15 protein-coding genes are annotated in these 19878 nt (G+C 66.0%); 11 read left to right on the forward strand and 4 right to left on the reverse strand.

Annotation, left to right across the window (positions count from 1 at the left end; all coding sequences use genetic code 11):
- Positions 1–51: 51 nt before the first annotated feature.
- Complete coding sequence (locus ACWYRN_RS07685) at positions 52–1107, forward strand: hypothetical protein (protein ID WP_488691861.1); 1056 nt, start codon at positions 52–54, stop codon at positions 1105–1107.
- Between the two features lie 102 nt (positions 1108–1209).
- Here ACWYRN_RS07685 and ACWYRN_RS07690 read toward each other — a convergent pair whose 3' ends face one another.
- Positions 1210–3189 (reverse strand): UvrD-helicase domain-containing protein, encoded by a 1980-nt coding sequence (locus tag ACWYRN_RS07690; protein WP_488691862.1) that lies wholly within the window; start codon positions 3187–3189, stop codon positions 1210–1212.
- Positions 3190–3191: 2 nt separating this feature from the next.
- Positions 3192–4997 (reverse strand): DEAD/DEAH box helicase, encoded by a 1806-nt coding sequence (locus tag ACWYRN_RS07695; RefSeq protein ID WP_488691863.1) that lies wholly within the window; start codon positions 4995–4997, stop codon positions 3192–3194.
- 147 nt (positions 4998–5144) lie between these two features.
- Here ACWYRN_RS07695 and ACWYRN_RS07700 point away from each other — a divergent pair, with 147 nt between their 5' ends.
- The 9 genes from ACWYRN_RS07700 (at position 5145) to mnhG (ending at position 13444) form a co-directional block, all read left to right on the forward strand.
- The gene (locus ACWYRN_RS07700) at positions 5145–5693 is read left to right on the forward strand and encodes a glutathione peroxidase (protein ID WP_488691864.1); all 549 of its coding nucleotides are present in this window, start codon (positions 5145–5147) and stop codon (positions 5691–5693) included.
- Positions 5694–5805: 112 nt separating this feature from the next.
- Complete coding sequence (locus ACWYRN_RS07705; protein ID WP_488691865.1) at positions 5806–6165, forward strand: DUF1428 domain-containing protein; 360 nt, start codon at positions 5806–5808, stop codon at positions 6163–6165.
- 321 nt (positions 6166–6486) lie between these two features.
- Positions 6487–7338: a universal stress protein gene (locus tag ACWYRN_RS07710; RefSeq protein ID WP_488691866.1), complete on the forward strand. Its 852-nt coding sequence runs from the start codon at positions 6487–6489 to the stop codon at positions 7336–7338.
- Positions 7339–7387: 49 nt separating this feature from the next.
- Positions 7388–10288: a monovalent cation/H+ antiporter subunit A gene (locus ACWYRN_RS07715; RefSeq protein WP_488691867.1), complete on the forward strand. Its 2901-nt coding sequence runs from the start codon at positions 7388–7390 to the stop codon at positions 10286–10288.
- Positions 10288–10632, forward strand: a complete 345-nt coding sequence (locus ACWYRN_RS07720) for a Na+/H+ antiporter subunit C (protein ID WP_229436529.1) — start codon at positions 10288–10290, stop codon at positions 10630–10632. Before ACWYRN_RS07715 ends, ACWYRN_RS07720 begins: the two co-directional genes overlap by 1 nt.
- On the forward strand, positions 10629–12266 hold the full coding sequence (locus ACWYRN_RS07725) for a monovalent cation/H+ antiporter subunit D (protein ID WP_488691868.1): 1638 nt from the start codon (positions 10629–10631) through the stop codon (positions 12264–12266). The genes ACWYRN_RS07720 and ACWYRN_RS07725 overlap by 4 nt, the downstream gene beginning before the upstream one ends.
- Positions 12263–12781: a Na+/H+ antiporter subunit E gene (locus tag ACWYRN_RS07730; protein ID WP_488691869.1), complete on the forward strand. Its 519-nt coding sequence runs from the start codon at positions 12263–12265 to the stop codon at positions 12779–12781. The genes ACWYRN_RS07725 and ACWYRN_RS07730 overlap by 4 nt, the downstream gene beginning before the upstream one ends.
- A 40-nt stretch (positions 12782–12821) precedes the next feature.
- Positions 12822–13043, forward strand: a complete 222-nt coding sequence (locus tag ACWYRN_RS07735) for a K+/H+ antiporter subunit F (protein WP_229436587.1) — start codon at positions 12822–12824, stop codon at positions 13041–13043.
- Positions 13040–13444, forward strand: a complete 405-nt coding sequence (mnhG, locus tag ACWYRN_RS07740) for a monovalent cation/H(+) antiporter subunit G (RefSeq protein ID WP_488691870.1) — start codon at positions 13040–13042, stop codon at positions 13442–13444. The genes ACWYRN_RS07735 and mnhG overlap by 4 nt, the downstream gene beginning before the upstream one ends.
- On the opposite strand, the gene ACWYRN_RS07745 is transcribed toward mnhG, so the two are convergent.
- Together ACWYRN_RS07745 and ssb are read right to left on the reverse strand one after the other, a co-directional pair.
- Positions 13441–15501, reverse strand: a complete 2061-nt coding sequence (locus ACWYRN_RS07745; RefSeq protein WP_488691871.1) for a tetratricopeptide repeat protein — start codon at positions 15499–15501, stop codon at positions 13441–13443. The two genes, mnhG and ACWYRN_RS07745, sit on opposite strands and share 4 nt — an antisense overlap.
- Positions 15502–15719: 218 nt before the next feature.
- Positions 15720–16217: a single-stranded DNA-binding protein gene (ssb, locus tag ACWYRN_RS07750; RefSeq protein WP_488691872.1), complete on the reverse strand. Its 498-nt coding sequence runs from the start codon at positions 16215–16217 to the stop codon at positions 15720–15722.
- Positions 16218–16746: 529 nt separating this feature from the next.
- On the opposite strand from ssb, the gene uvrA reads away from it, so the two are divergent.
- Positions 16747–19596, forward strand: coding sequence for an excinuclease ABC subunit UvrA (gene uvrA, locus ACWYRN_RS07755; RefSeq protein ID WP_488691873.1), 2850 nt, complete (start codon positions 16747–16749; stop codon positions 19594–19596).
- Positions 19597–19878: the final 282 nt, after the last annotated feature.

The following is a 19878-nucleotide window of genomic DNA, read 5'->3' on the forward strand; positions in this document are numbered from 1 at the left end:
CGACTGGAAACTTCGATTGGAAACCTTTAACCCGACACCGAGGAGAACGCGATGACGCACGCATCCTGGCCCCTGCTGCTGGCACTGCTCCCGGCACTGCTCCGGGGCGGCGCCAACGCCGCCGCCGCGCCCTACCCGAACGTGTATGGCGCGCCACCGGAGGTTTTGCGCGGGAGCGACTGGTACCGCCAGTGCCTGCGCGTACGCGCCGAAAAGCCGCGCCAGCCGCCGCCGGCCGCCACCGAATCCGGCCGCTGCGATGCCTCCGCCCTCTACTACGATACCCTCGGCGCTCCCGATGCGCGCGAGGCCGACTGGCGCCGCGTGCACGCCTGCGCAGCGCGCACGAACGCCCACGGCGTGCTGATGATGCTGTATGCGAACGGCCACGGCGCCAGGCCGCAGCTGGCCCTGGCCACGCGCCACGCCTGCAGCATCCAGAGTCCGGTGAATGAAATGAAGAGCCGGGTCCAGCACCTGCAGCGCGTGGCCGCGAACCGCGAGCCGGGGCCGGTCGATTTGTGCGACGACGTGGCCAGCGCCGAGATGCGCGGCCAGTGCGGCGCGGTGCGCGAGCGCCAGCGCATGCATCAGAACAAGCGACAGCGCGCCGCCCAGCTGGCCACCCTGTCGCGCGGCTGGACCGAAAAGGAGCAACTGGGCCTGGAGATGGCGAGCAAGGCGGCGCAGTATTTCGCCCAGCACCGCATGGATTACGAAACCGACAAGGACAGTGGCGCGGCGCGTTCGCTACAACTGGAAACCCAAACTGCCGAACTCGATACCTTTGCCGCCGACGTGCTGGATTTCGAGGCGGGCCGCGGGCCGCGTTTCTCGGAAGCGGAATTCGCCAGCCTGGAAAAGAAGATGGATGCGCTCTACCGCCAGTTCATGCTGAACCGCCCGGCGAGCGGCGCCTATCTCGGCTCGATCCGCAAGACCGGCGTCGAAAAGACCCAGCACGCCTGGCTCGCCTACCGCGATGCGATGGAGCTGTTCGGCGCGATCCGCTACCCGGCGCTGCCCGGTTCCGGCCTGCGCGCCCTGCTCACCGCGCGCCGCATCAGGCAGCTGACGGAACTCGACAACGCCGCCGCCGGAAGGTAATGCATGTAGGGTGGACGGCTCCGCCCTGCACGCGGCATGGCGGCAATGCCTGCGCCGTCCACGCGTTCAACCCACGCCCACGCCCACGCCCACATACATGCGTCACGCCTCCAACCTGAACAGCGCCGCCGCATCCGCCGGCAGCTCCCCGCAACTCAGCATCACCAGCCGGTGGCTGGCCCGCGTCATCGCCATGTACAGCTTGCGCGCATCGGCTTCCTGTCCGGGCGCGCCGTCGAACAGCAAATCCTCCATCCCCAGCAGGAACACCACCGCGCCTTCCAGCCCGGTGGCCGTTTCCAGGTTCGCCAGGCGCAGGTAGTCGGGGCCGTAGCCGGCCGGCGGCTGCTTCTTGTCCTTGTTCAGCCACCAGATCCGCTGCGATCCCAGCGCGCGGCACAGGCGTTCGTAGAGCAGCTTCTTCGGCGTGCCGGCGCCGTAGATCACCAGGAAGCTCGACAGCGGCAGCTTGTGGCGCGCGGCCAGCGCCACGATCTCGTTGACGGCGCGGTCGACCGCATCCTGGGGCGAGGCCACGCGCAGCAGGATCGGCGGCGCGCCCTGCTCCATGCCGGCATAGTCGGGCGCCAGGTAGTGCTCGGGATCGTCCTGCACCGTGCGGTTCAAGAGCGTGCCGGCCGTGTGCAGGATCGCCTGCGTGGTGCGGTAGGAGCGCAGCAGCTTCTTGGTGCGGCCGGTGACGTCCAGGCCGGCGTTGCGCCAGCTGAGGCGGCTCTTCATGAAGCCCTGGTTCGGGTCGGCGCACAGGAAGAGGCGGCCTTGCGGGCGCAGCGCCAGCTTCACGGTGTGGAACCAGGACGGCGCGAAGAACTGGGCTTCGTCGACCAGGATGTGTTCGTAGCGCTCCAGGGCCGCGTGGTCTGGCGCGCGGCAGATGTCGGTGGCGACCGCGCTCCACAGGCGCAGGCCCTGTTCTTCCAGCGCGGCCGTGGTGGCCGTGAACAGCTGCCAGACCTCGCTGCGCTCCCTGGCCCGCAGCGCGAAGCCGCGGCCGGCGCGGCTGGTGTCCATGTACTCGGCTTCGCTGGCCACCAGCATCTCGTTCAGGAAGTCGAACTCCTCGATCAGCTGGGCATCAGGCAGCTTCAGCTCCGGCCAGCCTGTTCGCAGGCGGCGCAGCAGTTGCGGCAGGTGCGTCGGGTCGGACGGCATGGCCAGCGGCGCGCGGTACAGGCGGCGCCACTGGCGGTGGGCCCAGGCCGAATACGTGGTGATCTCCAGGTTGCGCGGCAGGCTGCCGTTGGCGCGGTGCAGGCGCTCGCGGATGTCGGCCACGATCGGCGTGTTGTGGATGAGGATGAGCACGCGCTCGCGCGGATGCAGGCGCGCCAGCAGCAGCGCGCGGCTGAGCGCAATCAGGGTCTTGCCGCTGCCGGCCACGCCGTTCACCAGGCGCACGGCGAAATCCGCGGCGGCGGCGGCCTGCTCGTCGGGCAGGGCCAGCTCCTGCTCGAGATCGAGATCGAGATCGAGCTTGGAAGCCCATTCCTGCTGGGCGTCGAGAAAGAGCTGCGCCTGGTTGTTGCGCAGGAAGCGCCGCCGCGCCACCGAGGCCAGCGCAATCGCGGACTCGGGGAAGAAGCGGGTGCGCAGGCCTTCGTCTTCCTGCGGCGAGACGGGCCGCTGCAGCGCCGCCAGTGCTTCCGCGCCGCGCGCCAGTAAACCCTCGCGCGCCAGCAGGTGCAGGGCCGGCTGCTCGCCCAGCTGGCGCGCCAGGGTGTGCGCTTCGTCGTCGCTGCAGGCCCACAGCAGCACCAGAAGCGGCAAGGCCGGCGGCAACGCGGCGCGCCAGGCTGCCAGCTGGGCCTCGAAGGCGGCGCGGGTGTCGTTCGCGAACAGCTGGGCGCCGTCGAGGGCGTCGAAGGGCGTGTCGACCACGGCCAGCGCCAGCCAGCCGCGCTCGGGATGCTCGATGAAGAGCTCGGGCGTACCGGTCTCACCGCGCTGTGGCTTGCGCAAGGGTTGTCGAACGACGCTGGCTTCGTCGAGCGCGTTCAGCACGCGCTTGAGCTGCAACTGGTGGCCGCTGGCGCGCGTCCATTCGGGAATGAAGAGGGCCATGCTTATAACTCGATGCGCCGTGCCTGCGCCAGCAGGCTGCGGTACAGGTCCAGCCAGCGCGCCATTTCGTCGTCGATGGCCTGGAATTCGGGCGGCAGCTCGGGGCCGATGATGATCAATTTGGTCATGGCGCGCGTGACCGACACGTTCAGGCGCTCGGGCTGGAAGAAGAAGCCGGCCACCGCGGCGAGAAAGCGCAGGTTGCCGGCGGCAAGCGACAGGATCACCAGTTCGCGCTCCTGGCCCTGCATGCGCTCGACGGTGTCGGCCACGATCTGTTGCGCCGTGTGCCAGCCCAGGTGTTCGGCCAGCACGCGGCGCACCGTGCGGCCCTGGGCGCGGAAGGGTGTGACGATGCCGATGTCGTGCGGCGCCAGCCCGCCGGCAATCGCCGCGGCGCACAGGCCGGCCACCCGTTCAGCGTCCTGCGGGTTGCGGCTGCGCGCCGTCGGGTCGGTGGTCGGGATGAAGACGGCGCTGGCCGGGTCGCGCAGTACCGCGTCGAACACGTCCTGGTTGGCGCGTTCGGCCAGCACCAGCCTGCGTTCGCGGTTCGGCCCCGCCGCGCGCAGGCGGCCACCGTAGAAGGACTTGCTCGGCCAGGCGGTCAGTTCCGCGTTCAGGCGGTAGGTATCGGTCAGCATCACGCTGTCGACGTTGTGCGCGGTGAGCTTGGCGAAGATCGAGCCCGGGATATCCTCGAGCACCGAGCGCGCCAGCAGCACCGGCGGCAGCTGCTTCTGGTCACCGATGAACACGAAACGGCTGCCGCGCCGCATCGCCATCAGCGCCATCGGCAGCGTCACCTGGCTGGCCTCGTCGAAGATCATGGTGTCGAACTCGCAGTTCTCCAGGCGGTAGGTGCAGGTGGCGAACGGCGTGGCGCCGACCACGTAGCCGCCTTCGGGCCGCCCATGCCATTCGGCGAAGCTGTCGGCGCCACTCACACCCTCGAGGCCGAGCGCTTGCGTGCCACGCCCGATCTTCGCCGTCTTCACGCCCTGGGCCGCGATCTTGTTCAGTGCGTTGTTGATCGCCATGTGGGTGTGCGAGGTGACCAGCACGCGCTCGCCGCGCTCGACCAGCAGGCGCGCCGCCAGCGCCAGCACGCGCGTCTTGCCGGTGCCGGGCGGGCCCTGGATGCAGGCCACCTGCTCGGCCGCGAGGATCTTGCCGACCGCCTCGGCCTGGGCGGCGTTCAGGCCGGCGGCGAGGGCGGCGGCTTCGGCTTCCTCGAAGTCGCGCGGGTCGAAAGCGTCGCTGATGCGTCCGTCCAGCAGCGGCATTAGCGTGTAATGCGCGCGCGAGGGCGGGATCGCCTGGCCGATGTCTTCCAGCACCTGGTCGTAGTATGTCGACAGGTCGAAGTCGTCGGGGTCGACGTAGCAGGGCGTGTCGCCGAATTCGCGCACGATGATGCTGGCCTGGCGCACGCGCAGCAGCCAGCGGTCTTCGTCCTCGGCCTCGAAGGCGGCTTCGCGCGCGATCATGGCCGTCAGCGGCGAGCCGCCGTGCAGGCAGACCAGGTCGCCCTGGCGGAAACGCGAGTCGGTGCCGTCGGTATAGGCCCAGACGGTGCCGGTGTCAGGGCCGTTTTCGAGTTTCAGGAAGCGCTGGCACAAGCCCTTGGCCAGGCGGTCCGCCAGCGGCTGGCGCCAGACCTCGAACAGCTGTTCCTGGGCCGCCTCGCGCTCGGCCTGCACGAACGCGCGCAGGCCGTCGAGCAGGCGCGCATAGCGGTGCGACCGCTGGCGTGCACGTTCGGCTGTTGCGGCTGCTGCGGCGGCTTTGTCGGCTGGGTCGGTCATGGATGGCTTGTACGGTGAAGCATGGCTTATAAGACGGCGCAGGGCTGGCGTCAAGCACGGGCGGCCGCCACGCATGAGCAGGTGGCGCCAGCGTGGTTTTCCGGGGCGATGTAGGATGGTGTCTTTGCCACTTCAGGATACCGACACATGAGCGCCAACCTGTACGACATTCCCCTGCGCCGCCTCGAAGGCCAACCCGCTTCGCTCGACGCCTACCGCGGCAAGGTCATGCTGATCGTGAACGTTGCTTCGCAATGCGGCCTGACTCCGCAGTACTCGGGGCTGGAAAAATTGTTCGAACAATACGAAGAGCGCGGCCTGGTCGTGCTCGGCTTCCCGTGCAACGATTTCGGCGCCCAGGAGCCGGGCAGCGAAACCGAGATCGCCGACTTTTGCCAGCGCAACTACGGCGTGCGCTTCCCGATGTTCGAGAAGATCGAAGTCAACCGCGAGGGCCGCCACCCGCTCTACCGCGAACTGATCGCCGAGCAGCCGCAGGCGCAGCAGGCCGAGGGCAGCCAGTTCGGCGAGAAGCTGGCCCAGCATGGCCTGAGCCCGAAAAACCCGACCGACGTGATGTGGAATTTCGAGAAGTTCCTGGTCGGCCGCGATGGTAAAGTCATTGGCCGCTTCGCGCCGGACATGAAACCGGACGATCCGGCACTGGTGTCCGCAATCGAGGCTGCGCTCGGGTAAACCGTATTCCTTCGATATGCCGGTTTAGACATACGTCAGGCCCGGCGCGGGCCCCAGGATTTTTTGCTTGTCGATGAGGTCTGAACAGCACCTTTACAGCGAGGAGAACATCATGGCGTATGTCGATGGTTTCGTGATTCCCGTTCCAAAGAACAAGCTCGATGCCTACCTGGAGATGGCGCGCAATGCCTCCGCCATCTGGCGCGACCATGGCGCCATCGAGTTCCGCGAATGCGTGGCGGACGACGTCAAGCCCGGCCAACTAACCTCCTTCCCGCAGAGCGTGAACCTGCAGGACGGCGAAGTCGTCATCTTTTCCTGGATCGTCTACCCCTCGCGCGAGGTGCGCGACGCCGCCAACGACAAGGTCATGCACGACCCGCGCATGGCCGAGTACATGAAGCCGGAAAACATGCTCTTCGACGGCAAGCGCATGATCTACGGCGGCTTCGACATGCGGGTCGATTCCTAGTTCGCCGGCCTCTTCATCGCCGGCGCTGGGCCATGCACCGGGTTGCCGCCGTCCCGGCAGCCCGCGCCCGCGCACGTCCGCTCCACGGCGTCGGCCACGGCTTCCACGAAGAATCCAACAATTGTTTTGAATGGCAGACAATTGTTGAGATACGACACGCATGCCGGCCTGGACACCCCTTATCAAGTCAACAATGGTTTCACGAGGCTAACGCGTTGCCGCAATCCATGTAAAAACAGTACAGTGAGGCTGGTCTTTGTCCAGTCCTGTGCGGAGGTTTGCGTGAACGAAGGGTACGATGCGTCACAGCCACGGAAGTTGTTGCTCGCCACCGATCTGAGTGCGCGTTGCGACCGTCCGCTCGAGCGCGCCAAGGCGCTGGCGGCGCAATGGAATGCGCAGCTGACGCTGCTGACGGTGCGCGAGGGTCCACAGGTGCCGGCGGAAGTCGTGCAATGGCTGGCCGGCAGCGAAGCGGGCACCGAAGCGGAATTCGTCGCGCGGCGCGACATCGCCCGCGAATTCGAGAACGCCGGCTTTCCCGTCAGCCTGCAGTTTGCCGACGGCGACGTGGCCGACGCCATCCTGGCGGCAGCCGCGCAGACCGACAGCGAACTCGTCATCGTTGGTGATGCGCGCATCAATACCCTGGGCGAAATCTTGCTCGGCTCGACCGTGGAGCAGGTAGCCCGCGACCTGGCGCAGCCCTTGCTGGTGGTGCGCCAGCGCGCCCGCGCTCCCTACGCGCGCATCCTGGTCCCGACCGATTTTTCCCCGGCCGCACGCCTGGCGCTGGAAACCGCCGCCCGCCTCTTCCCCGATGCGCAATTGATCGTCTTCCATGTCCACGAAGCGGGGCTGGAAGGCCTGGCCGACGGCTCACGCAGTGCGAACAGCAGCGCAATCCGGCTGCGCTGCGAACAATTTATCGACAGCTGCACGCTGGCGCCGGGAATACGCGCCCGCATCGCCATCGACAGCGCCGCTGGCGCGCCGGAATTGCTGACCGCCCGCTACGCCCTCGAACACGGGATCGACCTCGCCGTGCTCGGCCTGCACAGCCAGTCCGGCATGCTGCGCCTGTTCATGGACAGCAAGGGCGAACAGGTGCTGCGCGGCCTCGACTGCGACACCCTGCTGGTCAACACGGGAGCACGCGATGGGGACCGCTGACATGCACACGCCGGGTCGAACGCGTCCACCACGCCAGGCAGGATAGCCCATGCTCGAACTCCTGGTCCTCCTCCCCTTCCTCGGCGCCTTCGTGGCCGGCTGCATGCCGGACGGATCGCGCAACCGGCCCTTCGGCGCCGCCGCCCTGGCCACAGGCCTGGCGCTGGCGCTGGCCATCTCCCGCTTCGACGACGTTGCCGCCCGCGACACCCTGAAGGTCCACTACGAATGGCTGCCAGCCTTCGGCCTCGACCTGGTGCTGCGCATGGACGGCCTGGCCTGGGTGTTCACCGTCATGGTGCTCGGCATCGGCCTGCTGGTGCTGCTGTATGCGCGCTACTACATGTCGCCGCGCGACCCGGTGGCGCGCTTCTTCGCCTACATGATGGCCTTCATGGGCGCCATGCTGGGCGTGGTGTTGTCGGGCAACCTGATCCAGCTGGTGGTGTTCTGGGAACTCACCAGCCTCACTTCCTTCCTGCTGATCGGCTACTGGCAAAGCCGCAACGATGCCCGCCGCGGCGCGCGCATGGCCTTCACGGTCACCACGGTCGGCGGCCTGTGCCTGCTGGCGGGCGTGCTGATCCTCGGCCACATCGTCGGCAGCTACGACCTCGACCTGGTGCTGGCCGCCGGCGACCGCATCCGCGCCCACGACCTGTACCTGCCGGCCCTGGTACTCGTTGTCCTGGGTGCGCTGACCAAGAGCGCGCAGTTCCCCTTCCACTTCTGGCTGCCGCACGCGATGGCCGCGCCCACGCCGGTGTCGAGCTACCTGCACTCGGCCACCATGGTCAAGGCCGGCGTGTTCCTGCTGATCCGCCTGTGGCCGGCCCTGTCCGGCACCGAGGCCTGGACCTGGATCCTCGGCACAGCCGGCGTCTGCACCCTGCTGATCGGTTCCTTCTTCGCCATCTACCAGAACGACATGAAGGGCTTGCTGGCCTATTCCACCATCAGCCACCTGGGCCTGATCGTCGTGCTGCTCAGCATAGGCACGCCCCTGTCGGTGGTGGCGGCCGTGTTCCACGTGATGAACCATGCCGTGTTCAAGGCTTCGCTGTTCATGGCGGTTGGCATCGTCGACCATGAAACCGGCACGCGCGACATGCGTGTGCTGCGCGGCCTGCGGCAAGCCATGCCCTACACGGCGGCCCTGGCCATCGTCGCCAGCGCGGCCATGGCCGGCGTGCCGCTGCTGAACGGCTTCCTGTCGAAGGAAATGTTCTTTGCCGAGACCATGATCGTCGGCGGCACCGAGGACTGGTCGATGTCGGTGGCGGCGGTGCTGATGGGCGTGTTCAGCGTGGCCTATTCGCTGCGCTTCATCAGCGTCTTCTTCGGCCCGCTGGCGAAGGACCTGCCCAAGCACCCGCACGAGCCGCCGCGCTGGATGCGCTTCCCGGTCGAATGCCTGGTGGTGCTGTGCATTGCCGTCGGCGTGATGCCCGAGCGCGTGGTCGGGCGTGTGCTGGAAGTGGCCACGCATTCCGTGGTCGGCCCCGACATGCCCGAGTACGACCTCGGCATCTGGCACGGCTTCAATCTGCCGCTGGTGATGAGCATCATCGCCCTGCTCGGCGGCCTGGCCTTCTATGTCGTGCTGCGGCGCCGCTTCAACCTGGCCGAGCGCGACCGGGTGCCGGTGCTGCACCGGGTAAAAGGCGCGCAAGCCTACGAGAACGCCCTGCTCGGCCTGTACGCCGGCGCCGCCTGGCTGCTGCGCCGCGCCGGCACCCTGCGCCTGCAGCCGCAGCTGCTGGTGCTGATGCTGGCGATGGTGGCGGTGCCGCTGCTGCTGGTGCGCCCGCTGCCCAGCCTGGCCTTGCCCGGCCTGGCCGACATCGACATCCTGTTCGCCCTGCTGTGGCTGATCGGCGCGGCCTGCGCGCTGGGCGCCGCCTGGCAAGCCAAGTACCACCGGCTGGTGGCGCTGATCCTGGCCGGCGGCGTCGGCGTCGTGGTCAGCCTCACCTTCCTGTGGTTGTCGGCGCCCGACCTCGCGCTCACCCAACTGATGGTGGAAACCGTGACCACGGTGCTGATCCTGCTCGGTTTGCGCTGGCTGCCGCCGCGCCTGCCGCCGCCCGGCCTGGCCCCGCGCGTGCCCCGCAGTACCTGGCTGCGCCGCGCGCGCGACGGCTCGATCGCCGCGGCCGGCGGCCTGGGCCTGGCCGCCGCCACCTGGGCCCTGCTGACCAGCGAGCCAACCAAGACCATCAGCGACTTCTACCTGCTGCGCGCCTTGAGCGAAGGCGGCGGCGCCAACGTGGTCAACGTGCTGCTGGTCGACTTCCGCGGCTTCGACACCATGGGCGAGATCACCGTGCTTTCCGCCGTGGCGCTGACCGTGTACGCCCTGCTGCGCCGCTTCCGCCCGGCGCCGGAAAGCGTGGCGATTCCCGTGCAGCAGGCGTCCGACGTCGACCCGGCCGTGGCCCAGGCGCCCGCCGTGCAGGCGCGCAGCGGCTACCTCGCCATCCCGGCCGTCTATTTGCGCTTCCTGCTGCCCTTCATGGGCATGATCGCGGTCTACTTCTTCATGCGCGGGCATAACCTGCCGGGCGGCGGTTTCGTCGCCGGCCTGATCTTCGCCACCGCCCTCATCGTGCAGTACATGGTGGCCGGCACCGACTGGGTCGAATCCCACCTGCGCCTGCGCCCGCACCGCTGGATCGGCTTCGGCCTGCTCACCGCCTGCCTCACCGGCATCGGCGCCTGGTTCTTCGGCTACCCCTTCCTCACCAGCCACACCGCGCACGTGACGCTGCCGCTGCTGGGCCAAATCCACATCCCGAGCGCCTTCGTGTTCGACCTGGGCGTGTTCCTGGTGGTGGTCGGCACCACCATGCTGATCCTGGTCGCGCTGGCGCACCAGTCGCTGCGCAGCCACCGCATGCCGCCCGGCGCCACCCGCCACGCCATGCCGCCCACCAAGGAGATCGCCTGATGGAACTCGTCATCGCCCTGGCCATCGGCATCGTCTTCGGCTCCGGCATCTGGCTGCTGCTGCGTCCGCGCAGCTTCCAGGTGCTCACCGGCCTGATGCTGATGTCCTACGCCGTCAACCTCTTCATCTTCATCATGGGCCGGGTCTGGCTGGATAAAGCCCCGTTCACCCCGGCCGGCACAGCCGTCGACCCCAGCCAGCTGGCCGACCCGCTGCCGCAGGCGCTGGTGCTGACCGCGATCGTGATCGGCTTCGCCACCACGGCCCTGTACCTGGTGGTGATGATCGGCGCGCGCGGCCTCACCGGCACCGACCACGTGGACGGGGAGGAACCCGAGGTATGAGTTTGTCCCTGAGTTTTTCGCAGCACCTGGTAATCCTGCCGATCCTGCTGCCGCTGATCTGCGCCGCCCTGCTGGCGCCGTTCACGCAAGGCAGGCATCGCCTGAAGTTCGGCCTGGCCTATGCCTCGGTGCTCGGCCAGCTGGCGATTGCCGTGATGCTGATGCTGCAGACCGACCGCGAAGTCTGGCAGGGCGGCATCGGCGTCTACCTCGCCGCCAACTGGTCCGCCCCCTTCGGCATCGCCCTGATGGCCGACCGCCTGTCGGCGCTGATGCTGCTGCTCACCAGCGTGCTGGCCCTGGCCGCCCTGCACTACGCGATGCAGCGCTGGAGCCGCATCGGCGTGCACTTCCACCCGCTGTTCCAGATCCTGCTGATGGGGATTAACGGCGCCTTCCTGACGCACGATCTGTTCAACCTGTTCGTGTTCTTCGAGGTGATGCTGGCCGCCTCGTACGGCCTGGTCCTGCACGGCTACAACGCCGAGCGCCTGCGCGCCAGCATGCAGTACATCGCCGTCAACCTGGCCGCCGCCCTGCTGTTCCTGCTCGGGACCTCGCTGATCTACGCCACCACCGGCACCCTGAACATGGCCGACCTGGCCGCGCGCATCGCCGCCATGCCGGCCGAGAGCAGCGGCCTCCTGAAACTCGGCGTGACGGTACTGGTGCTGGCGTTCCTGGTGAAAGGTGCGATGTGGCCGCTGGGCTTCTGGCTGCCCACCACCTACGCCGCCGCCTCGCCGCCGGTGGCCGCCATGCTGGTGTTGATGACCAAGGTCGGCGCCTACGTGATCTTGCGCCTGTGGCTGCTGCTGTTCTCGGAAGGCTCCAGCGCCGGCTTTGGCTTCGATGCCCTGCTCTGGGGCGGCATGGCGACCATCGTGTTCGGCGCGGCAGGCATGCTCTCCACCGACACGGCCGGGCGCATGGCCGGCTACAGCGCCGTGATTTCGTCCGGCACCCTGCTGGCGGTGATCGGCTATGGCCAGCCCTCGCTGGTAACGGCCGGCCTGTACTACCTGATCGGCTCGACGCTGGCGGTGGCCGCCTTCCTGCTGCTGATCGAACTGATCGACCGCATCCGCACCCCGAGCGCGGCCATGCTGGCCCTGACCATGGAAGCCTGGGCCGTGGACGACGAGGAAGCCGACGACAGCCCGAACGAACCGCGCGGCAAGGGCGTGCCGGCGGCAATGGCCTTCCTGTCGGTGAGCTTTGCCGCCTGCGCCCTGATGATCGCCGGCCTGCCGCCCTTGTCCGGCTTCGTCGCCAAGTTCGGCATGTTCCATGCCCTGCTCAATCCCGAGGGCGAGGCCGTGCGCAATGCCGGCTGGACCCTGATGGCGCTGATCTTCGTTTCCGGCCTGATCGCCATCATCTCGATGCTGCGCTTCGGCGTGCGCACCTTCTGGGCCACGCCCGTGGTCACGCCGCCGCGCCTGCATTTGTCGGAAGTGGCGCCGATCACGGCGCTGCTGCTGCTGTCGGTGGCGATGACGGTGCAGGCACGGCCCCTGTTCGACTACCTGGGCCGCGCCAGCGCCGACATCCACCGCCCGGCCAACTACATCGAGCGGGTCTTGCAGGAGCCGGCCGTTCCCAGCCCGGCCGCCAGGGGAGACGCGCCATGACACGCTGGCTTCCCTACCCGCTGGTGTCGCTGGCCCTGTGCATCCTGTGGCTGCTGCTGAACCAGGCCTTCGACCCTGCCAGCATCCTGCTCGGCGCTGTGCTGGGCATCGTCGTGCCGCTGCTGGTGCGCAACTTGCAGCCGCTCGGCTACCCACGCCTGCGCGCACCGCTCACTTTTATCCGCCTGATGGGCATGGCCGGGGTCGAGATCGTGCGCTCCTGCTTCAACGTCAGCCGCATCATCCTGTTCGCCGACTACGGCAAGGTGAATTCGCAGTTCATCCGCATTCCGCTGACGATGACCGACCCCTATGGCCTGGCGATGCTGTCCTGCCTGATCAACATGACGCCGGGGACGGTCTGGGTCGAGATCCTGGAGGACGGCTACCAGCTCTCGCTGCACGTGTTCGATTTGCACGACGAGCAATGGTGGATCGACACCATCAAGACCCGCTATGAACAACCCTTGATCGAGATTTTTGAAACGGAGGCAGCCCGTGGCGACCCTGCTTGAGTTATCCGTCGGCTACGCCCTGGTGTGCGTGCTGGTGGCGATGGTGTTCTGCGCCGTGCGCCTGCTGCGCGGCCCCTCGGCCCACGACCGCGTGCTGGCGCTCGACACGCTGTGGATGACCGGCATGCTGTTTGCGCTGGTGCTGGGCATCCGCTTCGGCACGCAGGTGTATTTCGAGGTGGCGGTGCTGATCGCGCTGATCGGCTTCGTGTCGACCATCGCCATGGCCAAGTTCCTGATGCGCGGGGAGATCATCGAATGAGCGGCGTCGAGGATTTGCCGGGTTGGGCGGCGGCGATCGTGTCGCTGCTGTTGATCCTGGGCGCCAGCATCGTGCTGATCGGCGCCCTCGGACTGCTGCGCCTGCGCACCTTCTACCAGCGCATGCACGGGCCGGCGATCACGATCACGCTGGGGGCGGGCTGTTTGCTGATTGCGTCGATGGTGTTCTTCACCGTGGGGCAGTCGCGCCTGGTGGTGCACGAGGTGATCATTTCGGCTTTCCTCCTGATGACCGCGCCGGTGGTGTCGATGATGATCATCCGCGCGGCGGTGTACCGCGATTTGCGGGCGCGGAAGGGCGAAAGCGGGGCGACGGCGGGCGGGGTCTACACCATCGTCGAGAACGAGGTGCCGAGCAGCCCGGCGCCGGGGGAACGCTAGCTGTCGCGTCCGGTCTGGCGGTAAAGCGCAGCCAGGCGTTCGCGTGTCTCGCGCAGGCGCGGATGGGTGGGCAGCATCAGCTTCGTCCGGATTGCCAACGCGCGCTGCAAGAGCGGCTCGGCCGCAACGGTGTTCCCCTGTGCCAGGTACAGGCTACCGAGCTCGTGCGCAGTGCTGGCGACCTGGGAATGGTTGGCGCCCAGGTAGCGTTCGCGCAGCTTCATCGCACGCTCGAGATAAGGCCTGGCCTGCGCATGCTCGCCCTGGCGGGCCAGGATCGCGCCGATTTCATGCAGGCTGAACGCGAGATCGGCGTGATCGGGGCCAAGCATTTCCTCGCGTATTGCCAGCACTTCTGTGCATAGCATGTACGCTTCCTGGTAACGGCCCATCTCCTTGTACAGCGCGCCAAGGTTATTCCGGAACACGGGCAGGAGATTGCGGTCATTGCCATTGACTGCCACCTGCATCTCGATCGCCTTCTTGAACGCCGCCTCGGCCTCGCCAAACCGGCCCTGCAGCTGGTAGATCGACGCCAGCTCGTTCAGGCTGACGGCAGTATGGATTTCGCGCGACCGGAGTCGCAGCTCGGACAGGGCAAGTACGCGTTTGGCCAGGGTCTCGGCCTGGCCCAGCTCTCCATGCAGGGATGCAACAACAGCCAGTTGTCCCAGAGCGCGGTTCAGATCAGGGTCATGCTCGCGCTGCCGTTTCGCCAGCAAACCCAGCTGACGCTGCAGTATCGCTTCCGCCTGCGCCAATTGCTCCGATTTAACATACAAGGATGCCAAAGCCGCAAGGGCATCCACCAGTTCCGCATCATCGGTGCCAGGCGCCTGCTCGGCCACCAGCAGGGCCTCGCGATAGAACGGCTCGGCCTCGCCAAACCGGGCTCGCTGGAAGTAATTTTCTCCTACGCTAAGCAGGTGCGCTTGCAGCTGCGCAGGCGTCACATCCTTTGCCTTGCGGGCCACTGCAAGCCTGCGTTCCAGATAAGGAAGCATCTCCTCGAAACGGAATTGTCGCTCCAGGCTTTTGACCAGCAAATCGAGTATTGCCTGCTCCTGGCGCGGCGTGACAGCAGCCTCGCGTCCGGTCAAGGCCAGGGCACGCCGCGAAAGCGCCTCGGCCTGTGCGGGTTTGCGCAGCGCAAAATAGAGTTCGGCCAGGCTGAAGATCTGGTCGACGTCACCGTCCTGTTCCGCCTGCGCCAGGCGTGCCTGGGCTTCCCGCTTCCTGGCCGGGCCTGCCACGCCGTCGAGATACAGCCGCGCCAAATGCAGGCTGGCCTGCTGTTGCCCGTTCGCTTCAGCCTGTTCGAACAATGGCAGGGCAGCCTGCTCGTCCGGCGGCTGGCCACAGCCCTGTTGAAGGCAGGAAGCCAGCAGGAATTGCGCGCGTGGCTGCGCCTGCCTGGCCGCCTGTTCCAGCAGCGTCCGTGCCTGGACCGCATCTTGCGGAAGACCCTCCCCGAGCAGATACAGGTTGCCCAGCATGGTCTGGGCAAGCGGCTGGCCCTGCGCCACGGCCAGGCGATACCATTTGATTGCTTCGCCGAGGTCGCGTTCCGTGCCCAGACCTTGCATCAACGATATGCCGAGGTGGGCTTGCGCATCCGCGTCGCCGTTCTCGGCGGCTTTCCTGAACCAGGCGTAGGCCTGCGTTTCGTCGGGTTCGACTCCCTTGCCGTAGCGGTACATCAGGCCCAGGTTGTACTGCCCGATGGCATTGCCCTGCTCCGCGGCCCGGCGATACCAGCGCTGTGCCTCTGCCGGGTCTTGCCCGACGCCCTCGCCCTGTTCATACAGGCGGCCGAGATTGGACTGGGCCTGGGAATGGCCCTGCTCGGCAGCGGCGTGGTAAAGGCGTGCAGCCTCGGCGACATCCTGCGGCACGCCATTTCCGGTCTCATAGGCATGGGCAAGCTTGTACAAGTCCTCGAGCGCAGCAGGGGTGCGGCTCGCCGGTATCGCCTGGTGCGGCAAGGGGATGTCGGCGATTGCCGGATTGCTCAGCATGGCGGCGGCCAGCATCAGCAGGACAGTCCTGGTGTGCATCTTTTTTCTCGTGGGTTTGCCGCGGTTTTGCCGGCGCGCGTTAAAGTGTGCTCGGAGGCAATGCTCCGACATGCGCTGTCATTATTGCATTGTTAGAACAATAATGCATTAAAGAAATATCGGAACAGCTTCAGTCGCAACGGCACGTAGCGCCCATAAAAAAACCCCGCCGTTCGGATGCGCGGCGGGGTTTTCAGATCGATGCCGTACGGCGCGGATCAGAATGGAATATCGTCGTCCATGTCCGAGAAGTTCGGTGCCGGACGCTGTGGCTGCGGACGGGCTGCCGGTGCCGGAGGCGCCTGGCGTGGAGCTGGGCGCTGTGGCGCGTCGTAGCCGCCGCCGTCGTCCATGCCCATGTCGCTGCCGCCGCCCATGCCCGAGCGACCGCCCAGCATCTGCATGTTTTCAGCGACGATGTCGGTAGCGTAGCGCTCGATGCCGTCCTTGTCGGTGTACTTGCGGGTTTGCAGGCGGCCTTCGACGTAGACCGACGAACCCTTCTTCAGGTACTGGCCGACGATTTCAGCCAGGCGGCCGAAGAACGAAATACGGTGCCATTCGGTCAGCTCTTTCTGTTCGCCGGTGTTGCGGTCCTTCGACTTGAACGAGGTGGCGACCGCGATGTTCGCGATGGCGTCGCCGCTCGGCATGTAGCGGATTTCCGGATCGCGGCCGAGGTTGCCGACGATGATGACCTTGTTGACTGATGCCATGGTGTGACTCCTTCAGGATGTGTGAGCCCTGGCTCTGCTTGCAGACTAGGCGCCAGGGAACTGGGGTGATGCAGCTCGCTATTATGGGGCCACTAGCACTTCAATAAAAGGGTAAATTTTGGGGTCCCTCAAGCCAGTTTGGGGGCTTGGTCAGGACACCTGAATGCACATTGTGGTTGGACGCGTGGAGTAGTTCAGGCTGGGGGCCTGAACTACGAGCCGTCCACCCTACGAACACAGCCGCATGCCCAGAAAACGACGCGTTATCAAAAATTTTTTTCGGATTCTGAACGCTTTGCCATTGAAGCGGCCTTGAAACGGCACATATGCATCCGGAGCGGTCGCGTGCGTGAAGAAGTACTTTCCAGTGCGACATGCCAGCTTGCCATCGCTGGTACACCACCACTGGATAAACGTACAGCCGCAGCGAAAAAGCGCTAAACTAGCAGATTCCCCCCGATTGGCCCGCCCACCGCGACAGTATCGTGCGCGGCCCGCACAAACTTATAGAAAGCCTGCCAAAAAACTAATGGAAGAAATTCGTATTCGTGGTGCCCGCACGCACAATCTGAAGAACATCAATCTCGACCTGCCGCGTAACAAGCTGATCGTCATCACCGGCCTGTCGGGCTCGGGCAAGTCCTCGCTCGCCTTCGACACCCTGTACGCCGAAGGCCAGCGCCGCTACGTCGAGTCGCTGTCGGCCTACGCGCGCCAGTTCCTGCAGTTGATGGAAAAGCCGGATGTCGACCTGATCGAAGGCCTGTCGCCGGCCATTTCCATCGAGCAGAAGGCAACGTCGCACAATCCGCGTTCGACGGTGGGCACCGTGACCGAAATCCACGACTACCTGCGTCTGCTGTACGCACGCGTCGGCACGCCTTACTGCCCGCAGCACCCGCACGAGCCGCTCGCTGCCCAGACCGTGTCGCAGATGGTCGATGCCGTGCTGGCCATGCCGGAAGGCACCAAGCTGATGATCCTGGCGCCGGTCGTGGCTGGCCGCAAGGGTGAGCATGGCGATCTGTTCGCGTCCATGCAGGCGCAAGGTTTCGTGCGTTTCCGTATCCAGAGCGGCGTGAATCCGGCCAAGATCTACGAGATCGACGAGCTGCCGAAGCTGAAGAAGACCGAGAAGCATTCGATCGACGTCGTCATCGACCGCGTGAAGGTGAATGCCGAGATCAAGCAGCGCGTGGCCGAGAGCTTCGAGACGGCCCTGCGTCTGGCCGATGGCCGTGCTGTTGCCTATGAAATGGACACCGAGAAGGAAACGGTGTTCTCGAACAAGTTCGCCTGTAACGTCTGCGGTTACTCGCTGCAGGAACTCGAGCCGCGCCTGTTCTCGTTCAACAACCCGATGGGCGCCTGCTCGGAGTGTGACGGCCTGGGCCACATCGAGTTCTTCGATCCGAAGCGCATCGTTGCCTTCCCTAACCTGTCGCTGGCCTCCGGCGCCGTGAAGGGTTGGGACCGCCGCAACCAGTTCTACTTCCAGATGCTGTCGAACCTGGCGGCCTATTACGACTTCGACCTCGACACGCCGTTCGAAAAGCTGCCGAAGACCGCCCAGGAAGCCGTGATGTTCGGCTCCGGCAAGACCTCGATTCCGTTCACCTATGTGAACGAGCGCGGCCGTACCGTGATCCGCGAGCATACCTTCGAGGGCGTGGTGAACAATTTGCAGCGCCGCTACCGCGAAACCGATTCGATGGCGGTGAAGGAAGAGCTGGCGAAGTTCATCAACGAAAAGAAATGCCCGGCCTGTGAAGGTGCGCGCCTGCGTACCGAAGCGCGTTTCGTGAAGATCGGCCAGGGCGCCCAGCAGCGCGCGATCTATGAAGTGTCGGACCGTCCGCTGCGCGAGACGCTGGCTTATTTCGAGTCGCTCGAACTGACCGGCGCCAAGCGCGACATCGCCGAGCGCGTCATCAAGGAAATTACCGCACGCCTGAAGTTCCTGAACAACGTCGGCCTGGATTACCTGTCGCTCGACCGCAGCGCCGATACCCTGTCGGGCGGCGAAGCCCAGCGTATCCGCCTGGCGTCGCAGATCGGTTCCGGCCTGACCGGCGTCATGTACGTGCTGGATGAACCGTCGATCGGCCTGCACCAGCGCGACAACGACCGCCTGATTGCGACGCTGAAGCATTTGCGCGACATCGGCAACAGCGTGCTGGTGGTCGAGCACGACGAGGACGCGATCCGTACCGCCGACTACATCGTCGACATGGGTCCGGGCGCCGGCGTGCATGGCGGTGTGGTCATTGCCGAGGGTACGTTGGACGAGATCATGGCCAACGAGCATTCGGTGACTGCGCAGTACCTGGATGGCCGCCGGAAGATCCACGTGCCGAAGAAGCGTACGCCGGCGAATGAAGAGCGCCAGCTGGTGATCACGAATGCGACCGGCAACAACCTCAAGAAGCAGACCCTGACGCTGCCGGTCGGTTTGATGACCTGCGTGACGGGTGTGTCGGGCTCGGGTAAATCGACGCTGATCAACGACACGCTGTATCCGGCCCTGTCGCGCCACCTGTACGGCTCGCAGACCGAACCGGCGCCGCACGATGCGATCTTTGGCCTGGAGCATTTCGATAAGGTCATTTCCGTTGACCAGGCACCGATCGGCCGTACTCCGCGCTCGAACCCGGCAACCTACACCGGCGTGTTCACCCCGATCCGCGACTTGTTCGCGACGGTGCCGACGGCCAAGGAGCGTGGCTACAGCGCTGGCCGCTTCTCGTTCAACGTCAAGGGCGGCCGCTGCGAAGCCTGCCAGGGCGATGGCGTGATCAAGGTCGAGATGCACTTCCTGCCGGACGTGTATGTGCCTTGCGACGTCTGCCACGGCAAGCGCTACAACCGCGAGACGCTGGAAGTGCAGTACAAGGGCAAGAACATCACCGAAGTGCTGGAGATGACGGTCGAGGATGCGCACGAGTTCTTCAAGCCGGTGCCGGTGATTGCACGCAAGCTGCAGACCCTGCTGGATGTGGGCCTCGGCTACATCAAGCTGGGCCAGAGCGCGACCACGCTGTCGGGTGGCGAGGCGCAGCGCGTGAAATTGTCGCTGGAACTGTCGAAGCGCGATACCGGGCGTACCCTGTACATCCTGGACGAGCCGACCACCGGTTTGCACTTTGCCGACATCGACTTGCTGCTGAAGGTGATCCACCGCCTGCGCGACCAGGGCAACACGCTCGCGATCATCGAGCACAACCTGGACGTGATCAAGACGGCGGACTGGATCGTCGACCTGGGGCCGGAGGGTGGCGCGGGTGGCGGTACGATCGTGGCGACCGGTACGCCGGAAGAGGTGGCGGAAAATCCGAACAGTGTGACGGGCAAGTACCTGAAGCCGTTGCTGACGCAGTAAGCGTCAAGCTTGGGTGACGAAAAGGCAGAGCTGCGGCTCTGCCTTTTTTGTTGGCTTTCGGTTTGGCTTTTGTAGGGTGGGCTCTTGAGCCCACGCGGTCGACCAGTTGAGCAGCCCTAACATTTGCACGAGGTCGCTACGGTTGAGTCCGCGTGGGCACAAGTGCCCACCCTACAACCCGACGGTTCAACAGTTGAGTAGCCATAACAGCTTTTCGAGACGCGACAGCCGAATCCGCGTGGACACGGGTGTCCACCCTACCACCCCGGTTTGTGGTGGGTT

The sequence above is a fragment of the Massilia sp. BAP21 genome, from assembly GCF_057801335.1.

Excerpts from the sequence above, each read along its gene's own strand:
- ACWYRN_RS07685 (WP_488691861.1), top strand. The coding sequence starts at position 52 with ATGACGCACGCATCCTGGCCCCTGCTGCTGGCACTGCTCCCGGCACTG.
- ACWYRN_RS07690 (WP_488691862.1), bottom strand. The coding sequence starts at position 3,189 with ATGGCCCTCTTCATTCCCGAATGGACGCGCGCCAGCGGCCACCAGTTG.
- ACWYRN_RS07695 (WP_488691863.1), bottom strand. The coding sequence starts at position 4,997 with ATGACCGACCCAGCCGACAAAGCCGCCGCAGCAGCCGCAACAGCCGAA.
- ACWYRN_RS07700 (WP_488691864.1), top strand. The coding sequence starts at position 5,145 with ATGAGCGCCAACCTGTACGACATTCCCCTGCGCCGCCTCGAAGGCCAA.
- ACWYRN_RS07705 (WP_488691865.1), top strand. The coding sequence starts at position 5,806 with ATGGCGTATGTCGATGGTTTCGTGATTCCCGTTCCAAAGAACAAGCTC.
- ACWYRN_RS07715 (WP_488691867.1), top strand. The coding sequence starts at position 7,388 with ATGCTCGAACTCCTGGTCCTCCTCCCCTTCCTCGGCGCCTTCGTGGCC.
- ACWYRN_RS07720 (WP_229436529.1), top strand. The coding sequence starts at position 10,288 with ATGGAACTCGTCATCGCCCTGGCCATCGGCATCGTCTTCGGCTCCGGC.
- ACWYRN_RS07725 (WP_488691868.1), top strand. The coding sequence starts at position 10,629 with ATGAGTTTGTCCCTGAGTTTTTCGCAGCACCTGGTAATCCTGCCGATC.
- ACWYRN_RS07730 (WP_488691869.1), top strand. The coding sequence starts at position 12,263 with ATGACACGCTGGCTTCCCTACCCGCTGGTGTCGCTGGCCCTGTGCATC.
- ACWYRN_RS07735 (WP_229436587.1), top strand. The coding sequence starts at position 12,822 with ATGGTGTTCTGCGCCGTGCGCCTGCTGCGCGGCCCCTCGGCCCACGAC.
- mnhG (WP_488691870.1), top strand. The coding sequence starts at position 13,040 with ATGAGCGGCGTCGAGGATTTGCCGGGTTGGGCGGCGGCGATCGTGTCG.
- ACWYRN_RS07745 (WP_488691871.1), bottom strand. The coding sequence starts at position 15,501 with ATGCACACCAGGACTGTCCTGCTGATGCTGGCCGCCGCCATGCTGAGC.
- ssb (WP_488691872.1), bottom strand. The coding sequence starts at position 16,217 with ATGGCATCAGTCAACAAGGTCATCATCGTCGGCAACCTCGGCCGCGAT.
- uvrA (WP_488691873.1), top strand. The coding sequence starts at position 16,747 with ATGGAAGAAATTCGTATTCGTGGTGCCCGCACGCACAATCTGAAGAAC.